Raw genomic sequence first — 16,374 nt, 5'->3', positions numbered from 1 at the left:
CTTTCAAATGTGGGGAACGTATGACAGTGTACTGGGAATAAGGTTATGACCTGCGGTTCTCGGATCGCAAGAACACTGTGTGTCTGCACAAAAGCTAGGAGCTACCTGAATCATGCTCTATCGTTTGCCAACGAGAAAATGGCCAGATAACCCACCGAGACTCACCCAAAACTTTCTCCTGCCGAATCATACCGCCCCCAGCAGATCCAAGTAATGCACGGGAATCACGGGAGTTATTCCGGTTATCCCCCATCACCCAGAGGCGACCCTCTGGAACCTGAACAGTGAATTTTTGTTCGGATGCCTTCATGCCTGTAGCAAGGTAGGGTTCGTCGATTTCTTGGCCATTCACAGAAATTTTTCCTGCAGGGCCGCAACAGCTGACCTTATCTCCTCCAACACCTATCACCCGTTTAACATAAATCGTGTCTGAGCCCACGATTCCAAGCCATTGCCCCGCCGTCCTGACGGGGTCGGTCGCCCAAGGGGATGCACTTTGATAAGGGTCAAAAGATCCGGTGCCGTCGAAGACCACGATGTCTCCCCGCGCGATATCGTCATAAGATTTCTCCACCACAATCCGGTCTCCGGATTCTAATGTGGGTTCCATAGATTCTGAAGGAATAAAGAAGATATCAAAAAAGAAGTGACGTACTACCACTAGGATGACAGCTGCTATAAAGAATGCCACAGCAAACAGGCGCCACCCCCGAACTCGGGAGAGACGCCTGTCTGTGGAGTTCGACCTTACGGTCTGTTCCATATAAGTCTCAGACTTACTTAACGTTATCGCGCTTTTCGCGGATACGAGCAGCCTTACCGTGACGGTCACGCATGTAGTACAACTTTGCACGACGAACGTCACCGCGGGTCAGAAGTTCAATCTTGTCGATGACAGGAGAGTGAACCGGGAAGGTACGCTCTACGCCAACGCCGAAAGAAACCTTACGAATGGTGAAGGTTTCGCGAACGCCTGCACCCTGACGACCTACAACGAAGCCTTTGAAGACCTGGACACGTGAACGGTTGCCTTCGACAATGTTGACGTGAACGTTGAGGGTGTCGCCAGGACCGAATTCAGGAATATCTGAACGGAGTGACTTATTGTCAATGAAGTCAAGAGTCTGCATTGATTTCTCCTGAGGTACCAGCCGCAGGTCTAATACTCTCGTTTTTACTTTCGCGCACAGTGTCTGAAAGTCCAGACTGTTGCTGCCACGAAGAAAGGTTTTACATAGCTAGATAATGGTACCTAGCTAAGGTTCACAATGTTGAGGTCGCTCATCCCCCTGCGGCAGGGGCGTACCCACTGTGGACACAAAGAATAATTATGACACTTTAAGGTTGACTTCACCACATCTCAGAAGCATTTTGCGGTGTGAGAGTTAACGCTTATGGGTCTTATGACACATCCCTTTGTGCCTTATCTTTCTTCAAACGGTTTCTTTGTGCCCGGAGTTGGTTGAGCAAAGCGCGATCTTTTTTGTCCCAGTGCTCCTCTGGGTAGTCGCTGAGCATATCGAAACGTCGTTCGAAGGTTCGCTTTATCTGCTCATCTCGCCGCCATCTGGCGATTGCGCCGTGATTGCCTGATAGCAGGACGCCGGGTACCGCTCGATCTCTCCAGACAGCGGGTTTCGTGTAGACAGGGTATTCCAAGAGACCGCCCGTATGGGATTCTTCGCTGAGCGACTCAGGGTTCCCCATTGCCCCCGGAATCAGACGGCAGATTGCTTCAATCATTGCCATGACCGCTACTTCTCCCCCGTAGAGCACATAATCTCCCAGGGAGACAGGCATAACACGGAATGAATCTTCAGCCCATTCGTAGACCCGCTCGTCGATACCTTCATAGCGTGCAGGGGCGAACACAATATGTTGCTCAGTAGAGAGCTCATAGGCCATGGCCTGATTAAAGACCCGCCCCGCTGGGGAGGGAATAATCAAAAGTGGTTTCTCATTTTCTCCTGCAGAGGAAGTTAAAAAAGGCGAATCCTCCAAAACCTGATCCAGAGCACTACCCCATGGCTCAGGTTTCATCACCATTCCTGCGCCTCCGCCGTAGGGAGTATCATCCACTGTTTTATGACGGTCTGAGGTAAAATCCCGCAGATTATGAACCTGTAGGTCTACTAGTCCCTCTGTACGCGCTTTGCCCAGTAAGGAAAGCTCAAGGGGGGCTAAGTACTCGGGAAAAATAGTAATAACGTCTAAACGCAATTACGCCCCGCCTTCTGCAGCAGAGTCGTCCTGCCCCAATTCCAACAAACCAGCGGGCGGATCAATCAAAATAAAACTTTCATCCAGGTCAATCTCCGGAACAATTTCTTCCACAAAAGGAATCATGGCTTCAGAGCCGTTGGCGAGCTTCACAATGAGCAAATCTTGCGTAGGAAGTGTCTGCAACCCGATAACTGTGGCTACAGGATCTGCCGAAAGCAGCTCCCCTACTGGCACATCGCTGAGGAGGTAAACCGGCAAATCCAGGACGTCGTGCTCATAAATACCTTCATCCTCAGCGGCTTCTTCAGAGTTAAAGGTCAAACGCCAATCTCGGAAAAGTTCGGCATCATTACGTGTGGTAATTTCTTCAAACTTCACCACCAGAATTTTCTTGTTCCAGCGAGAATGAGCCACAGTGAGCTCCCCTGCCGGCGCCAGACGCGCTATAGGAGCAGAGGGAGAAAATTCTTCAATGCTCAGTCTCTCCCCCTGTGCAAAGCGGATATCGGGAGCGTCGGTAAAGACCTGGAGGGTAACCTCACCCCTAATGCCGTGGGGCTTACCGATTCTAGCTACCAATACCTGCACAGAAATCTCCTTGAATGGGCAAACACGAGCGCGAATTGCGCTCATCGTAGGGTTAAGTTTACAGCTTCATCGCACAGGGCCTCAATGAAACGAGCCCCGCATCTTGTATACAAGATGCGGGGCTCAATGATTTCAGCGTAGACCAAAAATCATTTAGCGTTTGCGATCGGTATCAACCACGTCAATACGTGTATGTTCTCCGTCGTTGATAGCGTCAATCACCGTACGAACACTGTTGGCAGTTCTTCCCTGGCGCCCGATAACTCGACCGAGGTCTTCTGGATTGACCCGTACCTCTAAAGTCTCGCCCCGGCGTCCAGCTCGCGAACGAACCTCAACGTCATCAGGATGATTGACAATTCCTCGAACGAGGTGCTCGAGTGCATCAGCCAACATGATTATTCAGCTGCTTCCTCTGCAGCTTCTTCAGCTGCTTTGGGAGCCTCAGCTTCTGCTGGTTCTTCTGTCTTCTCTTCACCCTTAGGGGTGATAGCTTCAGGAAGAATAACCGAACCCTTATCAGGGGTTACGAATTCGGGCTTAGCTTCAACAGGCTTCAGAGTGGATTCTGACTTTTCGCCCTTGAACTTTGCCCAATCGCCGGTCAGCTTCAGCAACGCGCGAACCTGATCAGAAGGCTGAGCGCCTACTGACAGCCAGTACTGTGCACGCTCTGAATCAATCTGAACGAGTGAAGGCTGTTCAGTCGGCTGGTAGATGCCGATTTCTTCAATCGCACGACCGTCACGCTTCTTGCGTGAATCCATTACTACTACGCGGTAGCGAGGATCGCGGATTTTGCCCATACGCTTTAGACGAATTTTAACAGCCACTTTTGTGGACTCTCCTGTTTCTATAATTCTGCGAGATATTGATTCTGCGCTGGTGGGGCCAGCCGTCCTCAAATCTCTATGAACACCATGAAGTGCGGGTGAGAGGGACCGCACTCATCGAGTACCTGAAAAAGTATGCCAGAGGTTAGCCTCTTAATCCAGATGTTAAGCCGGAATCGAAGTGTGTTTTACGCCTATTTCTAGGTTTTTAGTCCTTGTAAACGTACTTAGTCTTATTCAGCCACGCATAAGTTGCGCCCATCAGCAAACCACCACCAACGAAGTTCCCTAGCCATACCATGACCCAGTTCAGAGCCACAGCAGAAAAGCTCATGGATGCAGGCAGAGGATCGGAAGAGAACATTGCAATGGTCATCAGGGAAAAATTAGCGATAACGTGTTCCAGACCCAGTCCCACGAAAACCGCGAGAATAGAAATCACGGTTACGAACTTTGAAATGAATTCCTGAGCAAACATCGCCCCAACAAGTGCCATATTGACCACAAAGTTAGCGCCGATGCCTTCAATGAAAGCACCCCAAGCAGATTTGTGGAGTTTAGCCTCGGTCAATACAGAAATGAAATGGGTGTTATCCATGGTGGCAAATTTGGCAGACTGGCTCAGCAACAACGCCACCAGCACGCAACCCACCAGGTTCAGCAAAGTGGTGATGACGACGAGCCAGAGAGCCTTTCCCCACCTAATTTGACCAGTGGTAGCACCGTAGGAGCCAAACATCATATTGCCCGTTGCCAATTCAGAGTTCAGAATAACAATCGCAAACAGACCAATCCCGAAGGTAAAAGCAAAAACAAGTGAACCCATGCCCTTAGCATGAGCTTCAACAGCCTGGCCTGCGACACCAGCAAAACCTGTGGCGAGCGTCAAGTAAACACCGGCAAGGGTGCCGCGCACAGCGAAGCGCCCAAAATCTTTTGTGAGGAGTTCGACCTTCTTATTGACCGCCCCCTGAACCGAATCATTCAAAGCCATGAGGCTTCATCCTTTCAAGAAAACTGTGTGTGAGATAGGGCGCCCCAGGGGCGAAATCTCAAAGTTAACTCTAAGAATAATAATGACCGGTACATTCAAGATGCCGAAACCCGCACCAAGTTCTATGAGATACGGCATACCTCAAAAGTGTTGCGCATCACCGAATAATATGAAGTGAAGTTTATTTACCCTCACCAAAGAATTTTCTAAGCTGCTGCCGAGTCTGTTCTTTTGTTTTATGACGCAGATTCCGTAGGTTCCTGGCAATCTTCGATTTCCCGCCTTGAGGAGATTTTTCAGATTCGGTATCTAGCTCTTCAACCAGTGAGGGAACATCAGAAACAACTTTTTTCTCGACCCCCAATGCACGGTTATCTGAAGTTTTTAGTTTGGAGTAGACCCGCCCAATAGCAATTTCAGAAACACCGGAGCCTGCCAAAAGGATTGCCAAAGCCGCTTGAACACGTGCCGATTCGCCTCTGGACAGCTTGCGGGTTGCCGCTAACGCCAACAATCCTGATGCACCCAACTGAGCGACGCCATCGGCGGTAAAAATCCAGGGACGACCACGCAAGACGCGTTGCATCTGAGAGACGGCGTCCGTCCCATTAGGGAAAGCAGAAACAGACTCGCTTACCACCTTAGCCACCGACATATGCGGTGCCAACGAGCGATGCCCAGGAATACTTTCCATATCAACTCTGCCCTGAGCTACCTTGGATAGCTCCAGCGGTAAGCCTAGAAGCTGAAGGACAGATTCCATACCCAGCTCCGAATCAGAGCTCTCCACATAGTTACGCAAACGCTTGGATGCGGTCTCATCGAGCCCGTAAAACCACGTGAGATTCTCGATTTCATCGTTCATCTGCACAAAATTCAGGGGCTCTGGCAAAATACCGGGCAATAACCACAGCGTATCTAAAGCAAAGGATTCCCGCGGAAGATAGCGAGTCTGCTTCTTAGCCGGTCCCCACACCAAATTAATGACTGCCCCGGCGTCGACGTCGTGGGGAACAGGCGTTCCTACCACCCTGTTCATCCATTCAGACCAGTCGCCCGTGGGCTCTTCGTTCCGTCCATTATCCCCAGGCACCACAAAAGCTAAATGCTGGGAATGCTCAGTGGATTCAGCCACAATCGCGGGCTTTCCCAAATTTTGCAGGATATGCAGCATAGAAACTGGGTCACAGGAAATCAATGACCAGCCATTATCTGCAGGTACAACGTCAACCGGACCAACGGTCAGAGATTGAGCAACTAACGCCGGTACATCCGGCATCTCTAGCTCTATGAGCGCAGCTACCTCAGAATCAGCATCTAAGGTGAGTTCCTCCCCCAAAGTTGTCACGGGCACCGAATAGGAGTAGGAATCCTGAGTGGCGCATAACCCTCCGCGCGTCGGCAATTCTTCCATCAGCTCGGCAGCGAATTCTTCAAAGTTAGTTCCCGGTCTAAGCACACCATCTTCACCCAGTTGAGCGGTAACAAATTCATCATCTTCAACCTCAACGGTGAGCACAAAAACATCAACATGCTTTTCATCGGCTTCATAGACCAAAATCTCCGGGCGATCCACAGAAGCAAGAAGCAAAGCCTTCACTACATCATCAGATGTCGCTTCAAGGATTTCCCGCTCAATCTCCGGGTCCAAGAGCTCAGCCGAAGCGTCGTCCTGATTGCTAGTCCCATCAGTCACCGACACTAAATCTTCTGATGCTTCAAGCTGCTTTTCGCCTCCTTCGCCTCCTTCGCCTCCTTCGCCTCCAGCAGATTTTTCAGCATCGGGAATATCAAGATTATTTTCCGCATCAGCCAGCATCTTTTGAAAAATCTCTTCAGTGAGCTCTTCATCGCTGGGCATAACAGCATCCGTCGATTTCTCAGAAGAATTCGCCTGAGCAGCCTGACGAATGACACCAATCATGTCTTGGATTTCCTGGCGCAATTGAGCCGTAGGCTCATGCGTATCAGCCTCATCCGCCTCTGCTACTTCGATGCCGGTTGCACCGAAATCCAGCGAAATTCTAGCCCAGGAAGTTATCAGCTGTTCGTCGCTAGGATTCTCGTGGAGTGAAGAATTATCTGACATTCTCAATAAAAGTCCTCAAGGATACTAAAAAGTAAAAATAGAAAGTATGGGCTTCATCCGAGGGAACCGTGTCCTCAGCTACCCAACACGTCACTTATGAATCGTGAGAAGAAAGCTCTACGGTCTCTCCTGTTTCCAAAGCGCGATAGCAAGCTTTCAAACGAGCAGCAAAGCTTTCACCGAAGTGGTTTTCAAATGCTGCAGGTTCAAGCCAGCGGTAGCTTAAGAGTTCATCCTCCTGAAGGGTAATGACCGCATCGGAGGGTATTTGCCCACCATCATAGATGTAGTACGTTGAATCTCCCCACACCCCGCGGGATAGCCCATGGAAAATGAGAAGAACACGACCGAGGGCAAGATCCAGTCCTACTTCTTCTTGTACTTCGCGGAAACACCCCTGCTGAGGAGCTTCGCCTGCTTCTACAGTGCCTCCCGGAAGCGCCCATCCATCACGATAATTAGGTTCTACCGCCAAAAGACGATTCTGTTCGTCGCGGATGAGAGCACCAGCTGCTAGACGGCGGGTGGGAAGGGTCGCAATAAACTTCACCAGTTCATCGTGCGAAAGATAGGTATCTGCCATGGTGTGGCCTGCCCTTCAAAGTACCCGTTTAGATGGTGAATGTTGATTGATTCCAGCAGAAATAGAATAACCAATTTTTTCCAGAGGCACAGCTGAAGTTTGCCTTTGCACTCTCTCAGCGCAATTATTTTGCCTCTGCAAAAAGTGCTCTGCGAAAATAAATATCGCAGAGCACCTATTGAGAGAAAACTTCTTACTTGTCTCCACCCAGGAATTTTTCAAAGCCCTTAGGCAAGTTCAAATCATCCATATTGAAATCTTGCTGGGACTGCTGACCAAATGCTGAACCAGTAGTAGCCTGCTTTTGGCTAGCAGCCTTCTCCTGCTGAGCTCGCTTAGCAGGATTGCCTGAACGAGCCTTTTTATTATTGTTCTTACCCTTGTTCTTCTTCTTAGCCCCACCTGCTGCAGCCATACCGGGCATCTGCATGCCACCGGGCATACCTGCCATGTTGCCCGCAGCCAGCTTCTTCATCATCTTCTGTGCTTGCGCAAAACGTTCCATCAGCTGATTAACTTCAGAAACCGTAACGCCCGAGCCCTTGGCAATACGGGCACGGCGAGAACCATTGATAATCTTAGGAGCAACGCGCTCATGCGGCGTCATCGAACGCACAATCGCTTCTACGCGATCGATTTCTTTATCGTCAAAGTTGTCAAGTTGCTGGCGAATCTGAGCCGCTCCAGGCATCATCATCAGCAGCTTCTTCATTGAACCCATTTTGCGAATCTGCTGCATCTGGGCAAGGAAGTCATCAAAAGTGAATTCTTCCTGATCCATGAACTTCTTCGCCATGCGATCAGCTTCAGTCTTATCCCAGCTAGCTTCTGCCTGCTCAATAAGAGTCAGAACATCGCCCATATCCAGGATGCGCGAAGCCATACGGTCAGGGTGGAACTGTTCAAAGTCCTTCACACCTTCACCGGTGGATGCAAACATAATAGGCTTGCCTGTCACCGAAGCAACAGAAAGCGCCGCGCCACCTCGGGCGTCGCCGTCGAGCTTTGAAAGCACGACGCCGGTGAAATCTACACCCTCGTTGAATGCCAGGGCGGTGTTAACAGCATCCTGACCAATCATGGCATCAATCACGAAGAGAACTTCGTTCGGTTCGATAGCATCGCGGATATCACGCGCCTGCTGCATGAGCTCAGCGTCCACGCCCAAACGACCAGCGGTATCGACAATGACCACGTCGTGCAACTTAGCACGTGCCTCATTGACACCGTCTTGAGCTACCTGAACGGGGTTGCCTGTAGGAGTATCAAACTCAGAAGTCACACCGGGATGCGGTGCAAAAACGCGTACACCCGCACGCTCACCCACAACCTTGAGCTGGTTCACAGCGTTAGGGCGCTGCAAGTCCGACGCCACCAGCAAAGGAGTATGCCCCTGGCTCTTCAGCCAGTAAGAAAGCTTGCCCGCCAAGGTAGTCTTACCGGCACCCTGCAAACCAGCCAACATAATAATGGTTGGACCGGTCTTAGACATCTTGATACGGCGAGTCTCGCCACCCAAAATACCCTTGAGCTCTTCATTGACAATCTTGACGATTTGCTGGCTCGGGTTCAGAGCCTCAGAAACTTCCTGCCCCAACGCCCTTTCTTTCACGGCGGCGGTGAATTCACGCACCACCGGAACAGCGACGTCGGCGTCCAGAAGCGCACGACGAATCTCGCGAACCGTAGCGTCGATATCAGCCTCAGTGAGACGACCTTTACCGCGAAGGTTTTTGAAGGTATTAGTCAGGCGATCGGAGAGTGAATTGAACACGAGCCGTGAACCACTTTCATCTTGGAGGATGGGTATGACCCATAATTTCTACATCAGCATCTAAGAATATCGCATCTACCATGCTCAGGTGCTGTGTTCGCTCTTGAAGGAGCTATGTGCCCTGGGCTTAGAGGTCGATTTCAAGCAAGATCGGAGTGTGATCTTGTCGGGGGCCGGAATTAATCATGTCTGAGATAGTCACCTGATCCGCTACCCGGTCAGAGACCAGCCAATAGTCAATGCGCCAGCCGCTGTTATTGATTTTTGAAGTCTTGGAGCGCTGAGCCCACCAGGTATAAGCGCCCGTTACATTGCCATGAAGGTGACGGAAAGTGTCGGTAAATCCCCGCGAGAGAAGATGAGTAAATCCATCGCGCTCTTCCTGGGTAAAGCCGGGGGAACGAAGATTAGAGGTGGGATTCGCCAAATCAATCTCAGTGTGGGCCACATTAAAATCGCCGGTGGCCAGAACAGGTTTAATTTCATCAAGCTTTGCTAGATAATCTGCATAATTTCTGTCCCATACCTGACGATCGGCTAGGCGTTTGAGCCCATCGGATGCGTTGGGAGTATAAACCTGAGTGACAAAGCAGTGCTCGAATTCGAGGGTAATCATGCGCCCTTCTGAGTCCATAGTGCCCGGCCCTTCAATCTTAGGGAAGGTCACTTGTGGGTTCAGACCCTCTTTGATGAGGAACATCGTGCCTGCATAACCCTTGCGTGCCGGTTCTTCGGAGGTTACCCACTGCACCTGATAGCCAGGAAAATAACCGTGAAGAACTTCAAGGTGTTTCTTACTGGGACCGGCGAGAGGCAGCTTTGTCTCCTGCAATGCCAAGACGTCGGGGGCATGTTCAGAAAGCGTGGCAAGGACGTCGCGGGAGAGCAACGCACGAGCAGAGTCGCTAGTCAGCGCCGCATTCAATGAGTCAATATTCCAGGAAATAAGTTTCATAACATCTATTCTACGGGTGCTCTAAAACTGCAAAAAGGGCGAGACCTTTGTTGAAGTCTCGCCCTTGCACTTAAAGCTATCTCGGTTAGTCGAGGATAGCGTCCACGAATCCCTTGGCATCAAACGGCGCCAAATCATCTGGACCTTCGCCCAGCCCAACCAGTTTGACGGGCACGCCCAGTTCTTCCTGGATAGCGACGACGATGCCGCCCTTAGCTGAACCGTCCAGCTTAGTGAGCACAATGCCGGTGATGTTGACAACTTCAGAGAAAACCTTCGCCTGAATCATGCCGTTCTGACCGGTCGTTGCATCAATCACCAGCAGAACCTCGGTCACCGGCGCTTCTTTTTCAACTACGCGCTTAATCTTGCCGAGCTGATCCATCAGACCAGCCTTATTCTGCAGGCGGCCTGCAGTATCAATCATCACGGTATCGACGGCCTGTGCTTTGCCTTCCTTAATCGCTTCAAAAGCGACCGATGCGGGGTCTGCGCCGTCTTTCTCCGACCGCACCGTCTGCACGCCCACTCGATCGCCCCAGGTCTGAAGCTGATCGGCAGCAGCTGCGCGGAAGGTATCGGCAGCTCCAAGGAGTAGTTTCTTATCTTCGGCAACCATGACGCGGGCAAGCTTACCCACGGTGGTAGTTTTGCCGACGCCGTTTACACCAACTACCAGCACTACACCGGGGTTTCCTTTCTCGCCCTCGAGGTGCAAGGATCGGTCAGTATCGGGGCCAACAATCGCAAGGAGTTCCTCGTGGAGCATCTGCTTGACGTGCGCGGGGTTCTCGGTACCCTCTACACGAACACGACGCTGAAGAGCTTCAACGAGGCGTTCGGAAGGACCAGAGCCAAGATCTGCCATGAGGAGGGTTTCTTCGACTTCATCCCACACATCTTGATCGAGCTTATCGCGAGAGAGAAGAGCCAAGAGACCCTTACCCAAGAGATTGTTGGAGCGAGAAAGACGCTCACGCAGGCGTACCAAACGCCCTGCGGCGGAGGGTGGACGCTCAACGGTGGTAACCGCTTCGTCCTCACCGGATCTGACGTCATCAGCGTCTCGGGTGGAGGGGTACCCGTCCTTAGGCGCTTTCGGTCCCCTCAGAAGAACCGCAAGAACACCGCCAAGAATGAGCACACCCAGTACGATGTACAAAATTAGAGTCAGGGTATCATTCACCCCTCTAGCTTCTCATACCCCTTCTTTCATCCCCAAGGTTTTACCACCCCAGGCTGCAGAATGAGTCTAGAATGGGCGACTATGGCTGAGAAAGATTCCCCAATTCCACCGCACACCGGCGAAATTCCTCTGGTGGTACCTACCGCGAAGAATGCTGACCAATATTTTCAAGCTTCAAGTTCAACTAAAAATTCTGATGTAACGGGTAGCGTTGCGCCTCCGCAGAAGATTCCACCTCAGCTCAAGGTTCTGATTGTGGCAGCCTTTGCTATCGCCCTTGGCTTTGGTCTGATTGCACCGGTATTACCCCGATTTGCAGCTAGTTTCAACGTTGGTGCAATGGCCGCCGCATTGGTCGTAAGCATGTTTGCAGTGATGCGATTGGCTTTCGCACCGGCGTCGGGAAAAATCATTACGCTCCTCGGTGAACGACCCACCTATATTGCTGGTCTGTTAATAGTTGCTCTCTCCTCTCTCGGCGTTGCCTTCTCCTGGGATTTTTACTCACTCCTTCTCTTCCGCGCTTTAGGCGGTGTGGGGTCGGTGATGTTTACCGTCTCCGCGATGGGTCTAATCGTTCGCTACGCACCTCAATCACTGCGCGGCCGTATTTCGGGGTACTACGCGACGTCATTTCTTCTGGGTAATATCTTGGGCCCGGTAATGGGCGCAACCATGGCAGGCTTAGGAATGCGCCTGCCTTTTACCATCTATGCCGTGATGCTTTTTATTGCCGCAACCGTGGTATTTGTTTATCTCAAAGAGGTAGAAGACAAAAACGCTGGCGCTCAGACGATGCAACCTGCGCTTACTTTCAAGCAGGCGTTAGGCTTTGAAAATTACCGCGGTGCTTTGGTCACCAACTTTGCCATGGGCTGGGCAGCGCTGGGCATCCGCATTTCACTCATGCCGCTGGCAGCGGTAGCTCTTCTTGCGCAGTACCACTCCGGTGAGCTCTACGACGCCGAAGCTGGAGGAACAGTACTTGCCGGTGTTGCCCTCGCCCTCTATGCAGCGGGCAATGCGGTGACGCAAAATATTTCTGGCTCGCTCTCAGACAAGAGCGGACGTCGCACCCTCATTTTTGTAGGTCTCCTCCTCAGCGGGGCGTCCACCATTGCCGTAGGTTTTTCCACTACTCCGGTTATTTTCTGCGTTTTCTCTGTACTCACAGGAATTGGTACCGGACTATTGGGGCCTTCTTTGCAGGCATCAGTTGCTGATGTTATTGGAAGCAACCGCTCCGGCGGTACCGTGCTGTCTACTTTCCAGATGCTCTCTGATTTAGGTCAGATTGTGGGTCCTCTTTTGGCGGGCTTTGTAGTAGACCAGTGGGGATACGGGGCAGCTTTTGGTATATCCGGTGCTCTGCTCATTCTGTGCTCTCTTGCATGGCGCCCAGGTCATCGGCCCCGTTTCCCCGCGCAGTGGGCAGATAAGAGCTACAGCGGCAAGTAAAACCAAGTCAGGCGTTCACTCAAAAATTCGGCCTCAGATTAGATCAGGGCGTGGATCTGTTCGGCATCTTGAGAGAGCACTAGGCTGACGCCGTCTTGCATCGAAATCCCAACCAGCGAGTCTCCCAGTTCCACCGTACGAGGTTTGTGGGTCACAATAATTAGCTGGCTCTGTTGAGCCAACCGCTCAAAGAGACGGTGGACCCGGGTGAGATTGCGGTCGTCCAGGGCGGCTTCTACCTCGTCCAGCACATAGAACGGTGCCGGACGCACGGCAAAGAGCGATGCGAGAAATGCCAGCGAAGCGAGGGTTCGTTCACCACCAGAGAGAAGAGATAGCCGCTTGATCTTTTTATCGGCGGGTCGAGCTTGGATCTCTATACCGCTGGAGAGAACATCCTCAGGATCAGTGAGAACGAGGGCTCCCTCTCCTCCATCAAAGAGCTCGGCAAAAATTTCTGCAAACTGTCCGGATGCTAGTTCAAAGGATTCGAGGAACTGCTCTTTGATGTGGTTATTAAGGTCTTTGAGGAGCGAGCGCATATCGGCTCGAGACTTCTTGAGATCTTGGATTTGCTGCTCCAGATAGGTTTGGCGTTCTTGGAGGGCATCAAATTCTTCTACTGCCAGGGGGTTTACTACTCCTAATTTTTCTTGCTGAGCTAGCAAGCGAGAGCGGCTCTGCAACAGTTCTTCTTTAGATTTTTCTGATACGTCGAATTTTTCGCTCAGAAGTGAGGAATCTATTTTCAATTCCTGTTCAATTTTTTCTTGCAGATTTTGCTGGGTTAGCTCTGCTTTGAGAAGGTCCCGGGTGGCACGGTCTACCTCTGTCTGAACTTCCAGTAGGGCTTTCTGTTTGTGGCCAAGGTTTTCGGACAGGTTGCCCCGCTCGATACGCAAGGATTCACGTTTCTGTTCCAGTTCCTGCCTGCGGGTCTGAGCAGTTGCCAGTTCATTTTCTAGCGTTCTGGCGAGCATGGAAAACTGGGTTGTGAGAAGGCTGAGTTTTTTGCCGTGGCGAGTTGCGGTGTCGTGTAGCTGTTGCGCGCGTTGCTGAGCTTTCTCTAAGAACTGGAGGTGCGATTTTAGCTGAGTGCGTTTCCCCTCGGCAAGTTCACGCCGTTCTTGGGCATGGTGAAGTTCTGTATCTGCCACGGAGAGTTCAATGGCTATTTCTTGGAGATCCTTCTCGAGGTCACTCGCCTGCTCTGAAAGATCGCTCTTATCGTTGGGTTGATTTTCTGCCCTGTCGAGAGCATCTTCGGTGGTCTTCCAGAGTTCCCGTAGCTTATCCCGTTTCTGTCGGGCTTGAGCCATCTGATTGCTGCGCCGCACCGTGTTCTTTTGTGCTACCTCCGCAGTAGTAAGAGCGGCAATTTTTTGCGATTCGATATCGGCACTTTGAGCGCTCAGTACACCAATTTCTCGTGCTAGCTCTTTCTCGCTTTGTCTATTCTCTTCCAGGGTTGCACTGAGCGTTTTCAAGGTGCGGGTGGCGCTGGTATTTTCTTCCCGCGTTTGTTCGATCTGAGCGGTGAGTGCCTCTATTTTTGCGGTGAGCTCAAGGGGATTGGAAAGAGACGCTTGATGGGGCACATATCCATAGGAATTGAGTGCGTTTCCTGCCCGGTCATAGAAAGTGAGCGTGGGGTACTGGGCGAGGAGTTCCTGAGTGTTATCTAATTTTTCAAGTAGGACGACGTCGCGCAGTGCCTGCTGCACGATGGTTTGTGTGATGTCCGTGGCGGTCTTGATGACGCTCTCAGCTCGAACCGCCCCGTGAGGTAGAGCCGAGGTGCTGGCTAAGTTCTTTTCCGAGGTGTTCACGGGTGGGAATACCTGGGGGCGGGGTCGAGAGTGCTCTTCGGCGGCAATTTCAAGATCCGCTGAGTGATCGAGTACTTTTGCGCTGGTTATATTGTGCAGAGCTGCTGAAACTGCAAGCTGCCAGTCTTTCTCTACGGTCAAAGAATCTGCAAAATATTGTGGAGAAGAACCTTGGTGGTTGCCAGCTTCGTCGGTTGAGTTTTCGAGATGAACTAATGCTTCTTCGAAAATAGCTCGTTGGGAGCATAGAGCAGCCGCCCGGTTCTCTACCTCATGCAGAGTCTGGGTGGCATTCTCAATCTCCTGAGCTAGCGAGCGTCGTTTCTCTTGTTTTTTGGTCAGAAGAGATTGTAATTCATCTCGTTGTGCGCTCTGCTCAGTCAGATAACTCTCCAGCTGTGAAAGGCGTTCTTGAATTCCTTGCAGGTACTCGTGAGCCTCCTGCTCTTCTTGCACAAAATTTTCGAGATCTGATTCGATCTTTTCCACACGGGCGCGCTGGGCAGCAAGTTGGCTGAGTAGTGTCGAACGCTGCTCACGCGCCAATTCGCTGATTTCTTGCTGGCGTTGTTGCTCCGAGCGAATCTGCTGAAGCTGCTCAGCCAGTTGTGACCGCCGGGTCATGAGGTTTTTCTGGTGCTCTGTTAAGCTAGAAATTTTTTCTTTCCAGCTAGATATGGCTTCTGTTTCCCCAGCTATCTGCTGAATGACATCCTGGACTTCTTCCACTTGCACAGGAGTTTCTGTTTTGAGTGCTCGCTGTTTTTCCTCAATGAGGGTCAGCGATGCTTGAACCGACGCCAGCACGGTATGGATACGGTATTCGCGTTTCTGTAGTTGCTCCTGCTCTTCTCTGACGGATTGATCCTGGTTGATGAGCTGGTCGAGGCGCTGCTGGGTTGCTAACTGGTGCTTCTCGGCATCGGCTTTTTGGTTTTGGGCTTGGTCTACTCGTAGCTGAATCTGGTGAATCTTTTCAGCCATCTGTTCTACTTCTCTCCGAAAGAGCTGCCCCGACACCTGGTGAATCTGCTGTTGGAGGCTGCCGGCGGCTCGAGCCGACTCGGCCTGTAAACGCAACGGTTCTAGCTGGGAGGTAAGCTCCGCGTTGAGATCCTCCAACCGGTGCAGATTCTGCTTCATCGATTCAAGTTTGCGCTCACTTTTCGAAGCGCGTTGGCGAAAACGGTGAATACCGAATGCCTCTTCCAAGATGTCGCGGCGCTGTTCAGCATTGGCAGTCAAGATTTCATCGACTCGTCCCTGCCTCACCAGAGCATGATCCTCTTGGGCTACCCCAGCATCTGCCAGTAACTCTTGAATGTCACTGAGCCGAACCGCTTGTCCGTTGAGGGCGTACTCAGATCCCCCACTGCGAAACATGGTGCGTTCAATCGTGACTTCTTCGGAGGGAATCCCCAATAAACCCTCGGAATTATCAAGGGTCAGCGTAACTTTCGCCCGACCCAGTGCAGCATGGGTGCTGGTTCCTGCAAATACGACGTCCTGCATTTTTTCACCGCGTAAAGACTTCACCCCCTGTTGGCCCATGACCCAGGCGAGCGCGTCCACAATATTTGATTTACCCGACCCATTTGGGCCAACTATCACGTTGATGGCGGGTGAGAAAGAACATTCAGTGGCAGAGGCGAATGATTTGAACCCTCGAAGAGTCAGCGATTTGATATGCACAAAAGTCCTTCCGCACGGTTCAATTCTTGCGCTCTCTTAACTATTCGGCGCAGAGCTCTACATTTTATGCCATCTTTTGTATGTGACATTGCCCCAAAAGTGAAATCATCCAAGATTCAGCAAAGAGGATTATTATAAGTAATTAGACTTATTTCATTCAGGAGAGTTCT

General features: G+C 51.3%; 14 protein-coding genes. 1 reads left to right on the top strand and 13 read right to left on the bottom strand.

Annotated features, from left to right (window positions below; translation table 11 throughout):
• Positions 1-94: 94 nt before the first annotated feature.
• From lepB to ftsY, 12 genes are all read right to left on the bottom strand, one after another.
• Positions 95-691 carry a signal peptidase I gene (lepB, locus tag ACFR81_RS08100; protein ID WP_343875088.1) on the bottom strand — a complete coding sequence of 199 codons (597 nt, stop codon included), beginning with the start codon at positions 689-691 and terminating at the stop codon, positions 95-97.
• A gap of 85 nt (positions 692-776) precedes the next feature.
• A complete protein-coding gene (rplS, locus tag ACFR81_RS08095; RefSeq protein WP_068170148.1) occupies positions 777-1,130 on the bottom strand; it encodes a 50S ribosomal protein L19 in 354 nt (117 codons plus the stop codon).
• A gap of 271 nt (positions 1,131-1,401) precedes the next feature.
• Complete coding sequence (gene trmD, locus ACFR81_RS08090) at positions 1,402-2,220, bottom strand: tRNA (guanosine(37)-N1)-methyltransferase TrmD (protein WP_343875092.1); 819 nt, start codon at positions 2,218-2,220, stop codon at positions 1,402-1,404.
• A complete protein-coding gene (gene rimM / locus ACFR81_RS08085; RefSeq protein WP_151144612.1) occupies positions 2,221-2,811 on the bottom strand; it encodes a ribosome maturation factor RimM in 591 nt (196 codons plus the stop codon).
• A 153-nt stretch (positions 2,812-2,964) separates the two neighbouring features.
• Positions 2,965-3,207: an RNA-binding protein gene (locus tag ACFR81_RS08080; protein ID WP_068170154.1), complete on the bottom strand. Its 243-nt coding sequence runs from the start codon at positions 3,205-3,207 to the stop codon at positions 2,965-2,967.
• Positions 3,208-3,209: 2 nt separating this feature from the next.
• On the bottom strand, positions 3,210-3,644 hold the full coding sequence (gene rpsP, locus ACFR81_RS08075) for a 30S ribosomal protein S16 (protein WP_068170157.1): 435 nt from the start codon (positions 3,642-3,644) through the stop codon (positions 3,210-3,212).
• A 208-nt stretch (positions 3,645-3,852) separates the two neighbouring features.
• Entirely contained in the window at positions 3,853-4,638 is a 786-nt protein-coding gene (locus ACFR81_RS08070) for a formate/nitrite transporter family protein (protein ID WP_343875096.1), read from the bottom strand.
• Positions 4,639-4,819: 181 nt separating this feature from the next.
• Positions 4,820-6,727 carry a hypothetical protein gene (locus tag ACFR81_RS08065; protein WP_343875098.1) on the bottom strand — a complete coding sequence of 636 codons (1,908 nt, stop codon included), beginning with the start codon at positions 6,725-6,727 and terminating at the stop codon, positions 4,820-4,822.
• Positions 6,728-6,821: 94 nt separating this feature from the next.
• The gene (locus tag ACFR81_RS08060; protein WP_151144604.1) at positions 6,822-7,310 is read right to left on the bottom strand and encodes an NUDIX domain-containing protein; all 489 of its coding nucleotides are present in this window, start codon (positions 7,308-7,310) and stop codon (positions 6,822-6,824) included.
• Positions 7,311-7,503: 193 nt separating this feature from the next.
• Positions 7,504-9,084, bottom strand: a complete 1,581-nt coding sequence (gene ffh, locus ACFR81_RS08055; RefSeq protein WP_151144601.1) for a signal recognition particle protein — start codon at positions 9,082-9,084, stop codon at positions 7,504-7,506.
• 127 nt (positions 9,085-9,211) lie between these two features.
• Positions 9,212-10,039 carry an exodeoxyribonuclease III gene (locus ACFR81_RS08050; protein WP_151144600.1) on the bottom strand — a complete coding sequence of 276 codons (828 nt, stop codon included), beginning with the start codon at positions 10,037-10,039 and terminating at the stop codon, positions 9,212-9,214.
• 85 nt (positions 10,040-10,124) lie between these two features.
• Positions 10,125-11,225 carry a signal recognition particle-docking protein FtsY gene (gene ftsY / locus ACFR81_RS08045; RefSeq protein WP_343875102.1) on the bottom strand — a complete coding sequence of 367 codons (1,101 nt, stop codon included), beginning with the start codon at positions 11,223-11,225 and terminating at the stop codon, positions 10,125-10,127.
• Between the two features lie 81 nt (positions 11,226-11,306).
• On the opposite strand from ftsY, the gene ACFR81_RS08040 reads away from it, so the two are divergent.
• Positions 11,307-12,683 carry an MFS transporter gene (locus tag ACFR81_RS08040; protein ID WP_343875104.1) on the top strand — a complete coding sequence of 459 codons (1,377 nt, stop codon included), beginning with the start codon at positions 11,307-11,309 and terminating at the stop codon, positions 12,681-12,683.
• Positions 12,684-12,721: 38 nt separating this feature from the next.
• Here the strand turns inward: ACFR81_RS08040 and smc are convergent, their stop codons facing one another.
• A complete protein-coding gene (gene smc, locus ACFR81_RS08035; RefSeq protein ID WP_343875106.1) occupies positions 12,722-16,204 on the bottom strand; it encodes a chromosome segregation protein SMC in 3,483 nt (1,160 codons plus the stop codon).
• Positions 16,205-16,374: the final 170 nt, after the last annotated feature.

Source organism: Rothia amarae (assembly GCF_042677725.1).
GTDB lineage: Bacteria > Actinomycetota > Actinomycetes > Actinomycetales > Micrococcaceae > Rothia > Rothia amarae.
This window is presented reverse-complemented; position numbering and strand designations above follow the sequence as displayed.

What these genes read in the sequence shown, in the direction of transcription:
- ACFR81_RS08060 (WP_151144604.1), bottom strand. Translation starts at nt 7,310, where the DNA reads ATGGCAGATACCTATCTTTCGCACGATGAACTGGTGAAGTTTATTGCG.
- ACFR81_RS08065 (WP_343875098.1), bottom strand. Translation starts at nt 6,727, where the DNA reads ATGTCAGATAATTCTTCACTCCACGAGAATCCTAGCGACGAACAGCTG.
- ACFR81_RS08080 (WP_068170154.1), bottom strand. Translation starts at nt 3,207, where the DNA reads ATGTTGGCTGATGCACTCGAGCACCTCGTTCGAGGAATTGTCAATCAT.
- ACFR81_RS08070 (WP_343875096.1), bottom strand. Translation starts at nt 4,638, where the DNA reads ATGGCTTTGAATGATTCGGTTCAGGGGGCGGTCAATAAGAAGGTCGAA.
- rplS (WP_068170148.1), bottom strand. Translation starts at nt 1,130, where the DNA reads ATGCAGACTCTTGACTTCATTGACAATAAGTCACTCCGTTCAGATATT.
- ACFR81_RS08050 (WP_151144600.1), bottom strand. Translation starts at nt 10,039, where the DNA reads ATGAAACTTATTTCCTGGAATATTGACTCATTGAATGCGGCGCTGACT.
- ACFR81_RS08040 (WP_343875104.1), top strand. Translation starts at nt 11,307, where the DNA reads ATGGCTGAGAAAGATTCCCCAATTCCACCGCACACCGGCGAAATTCCT.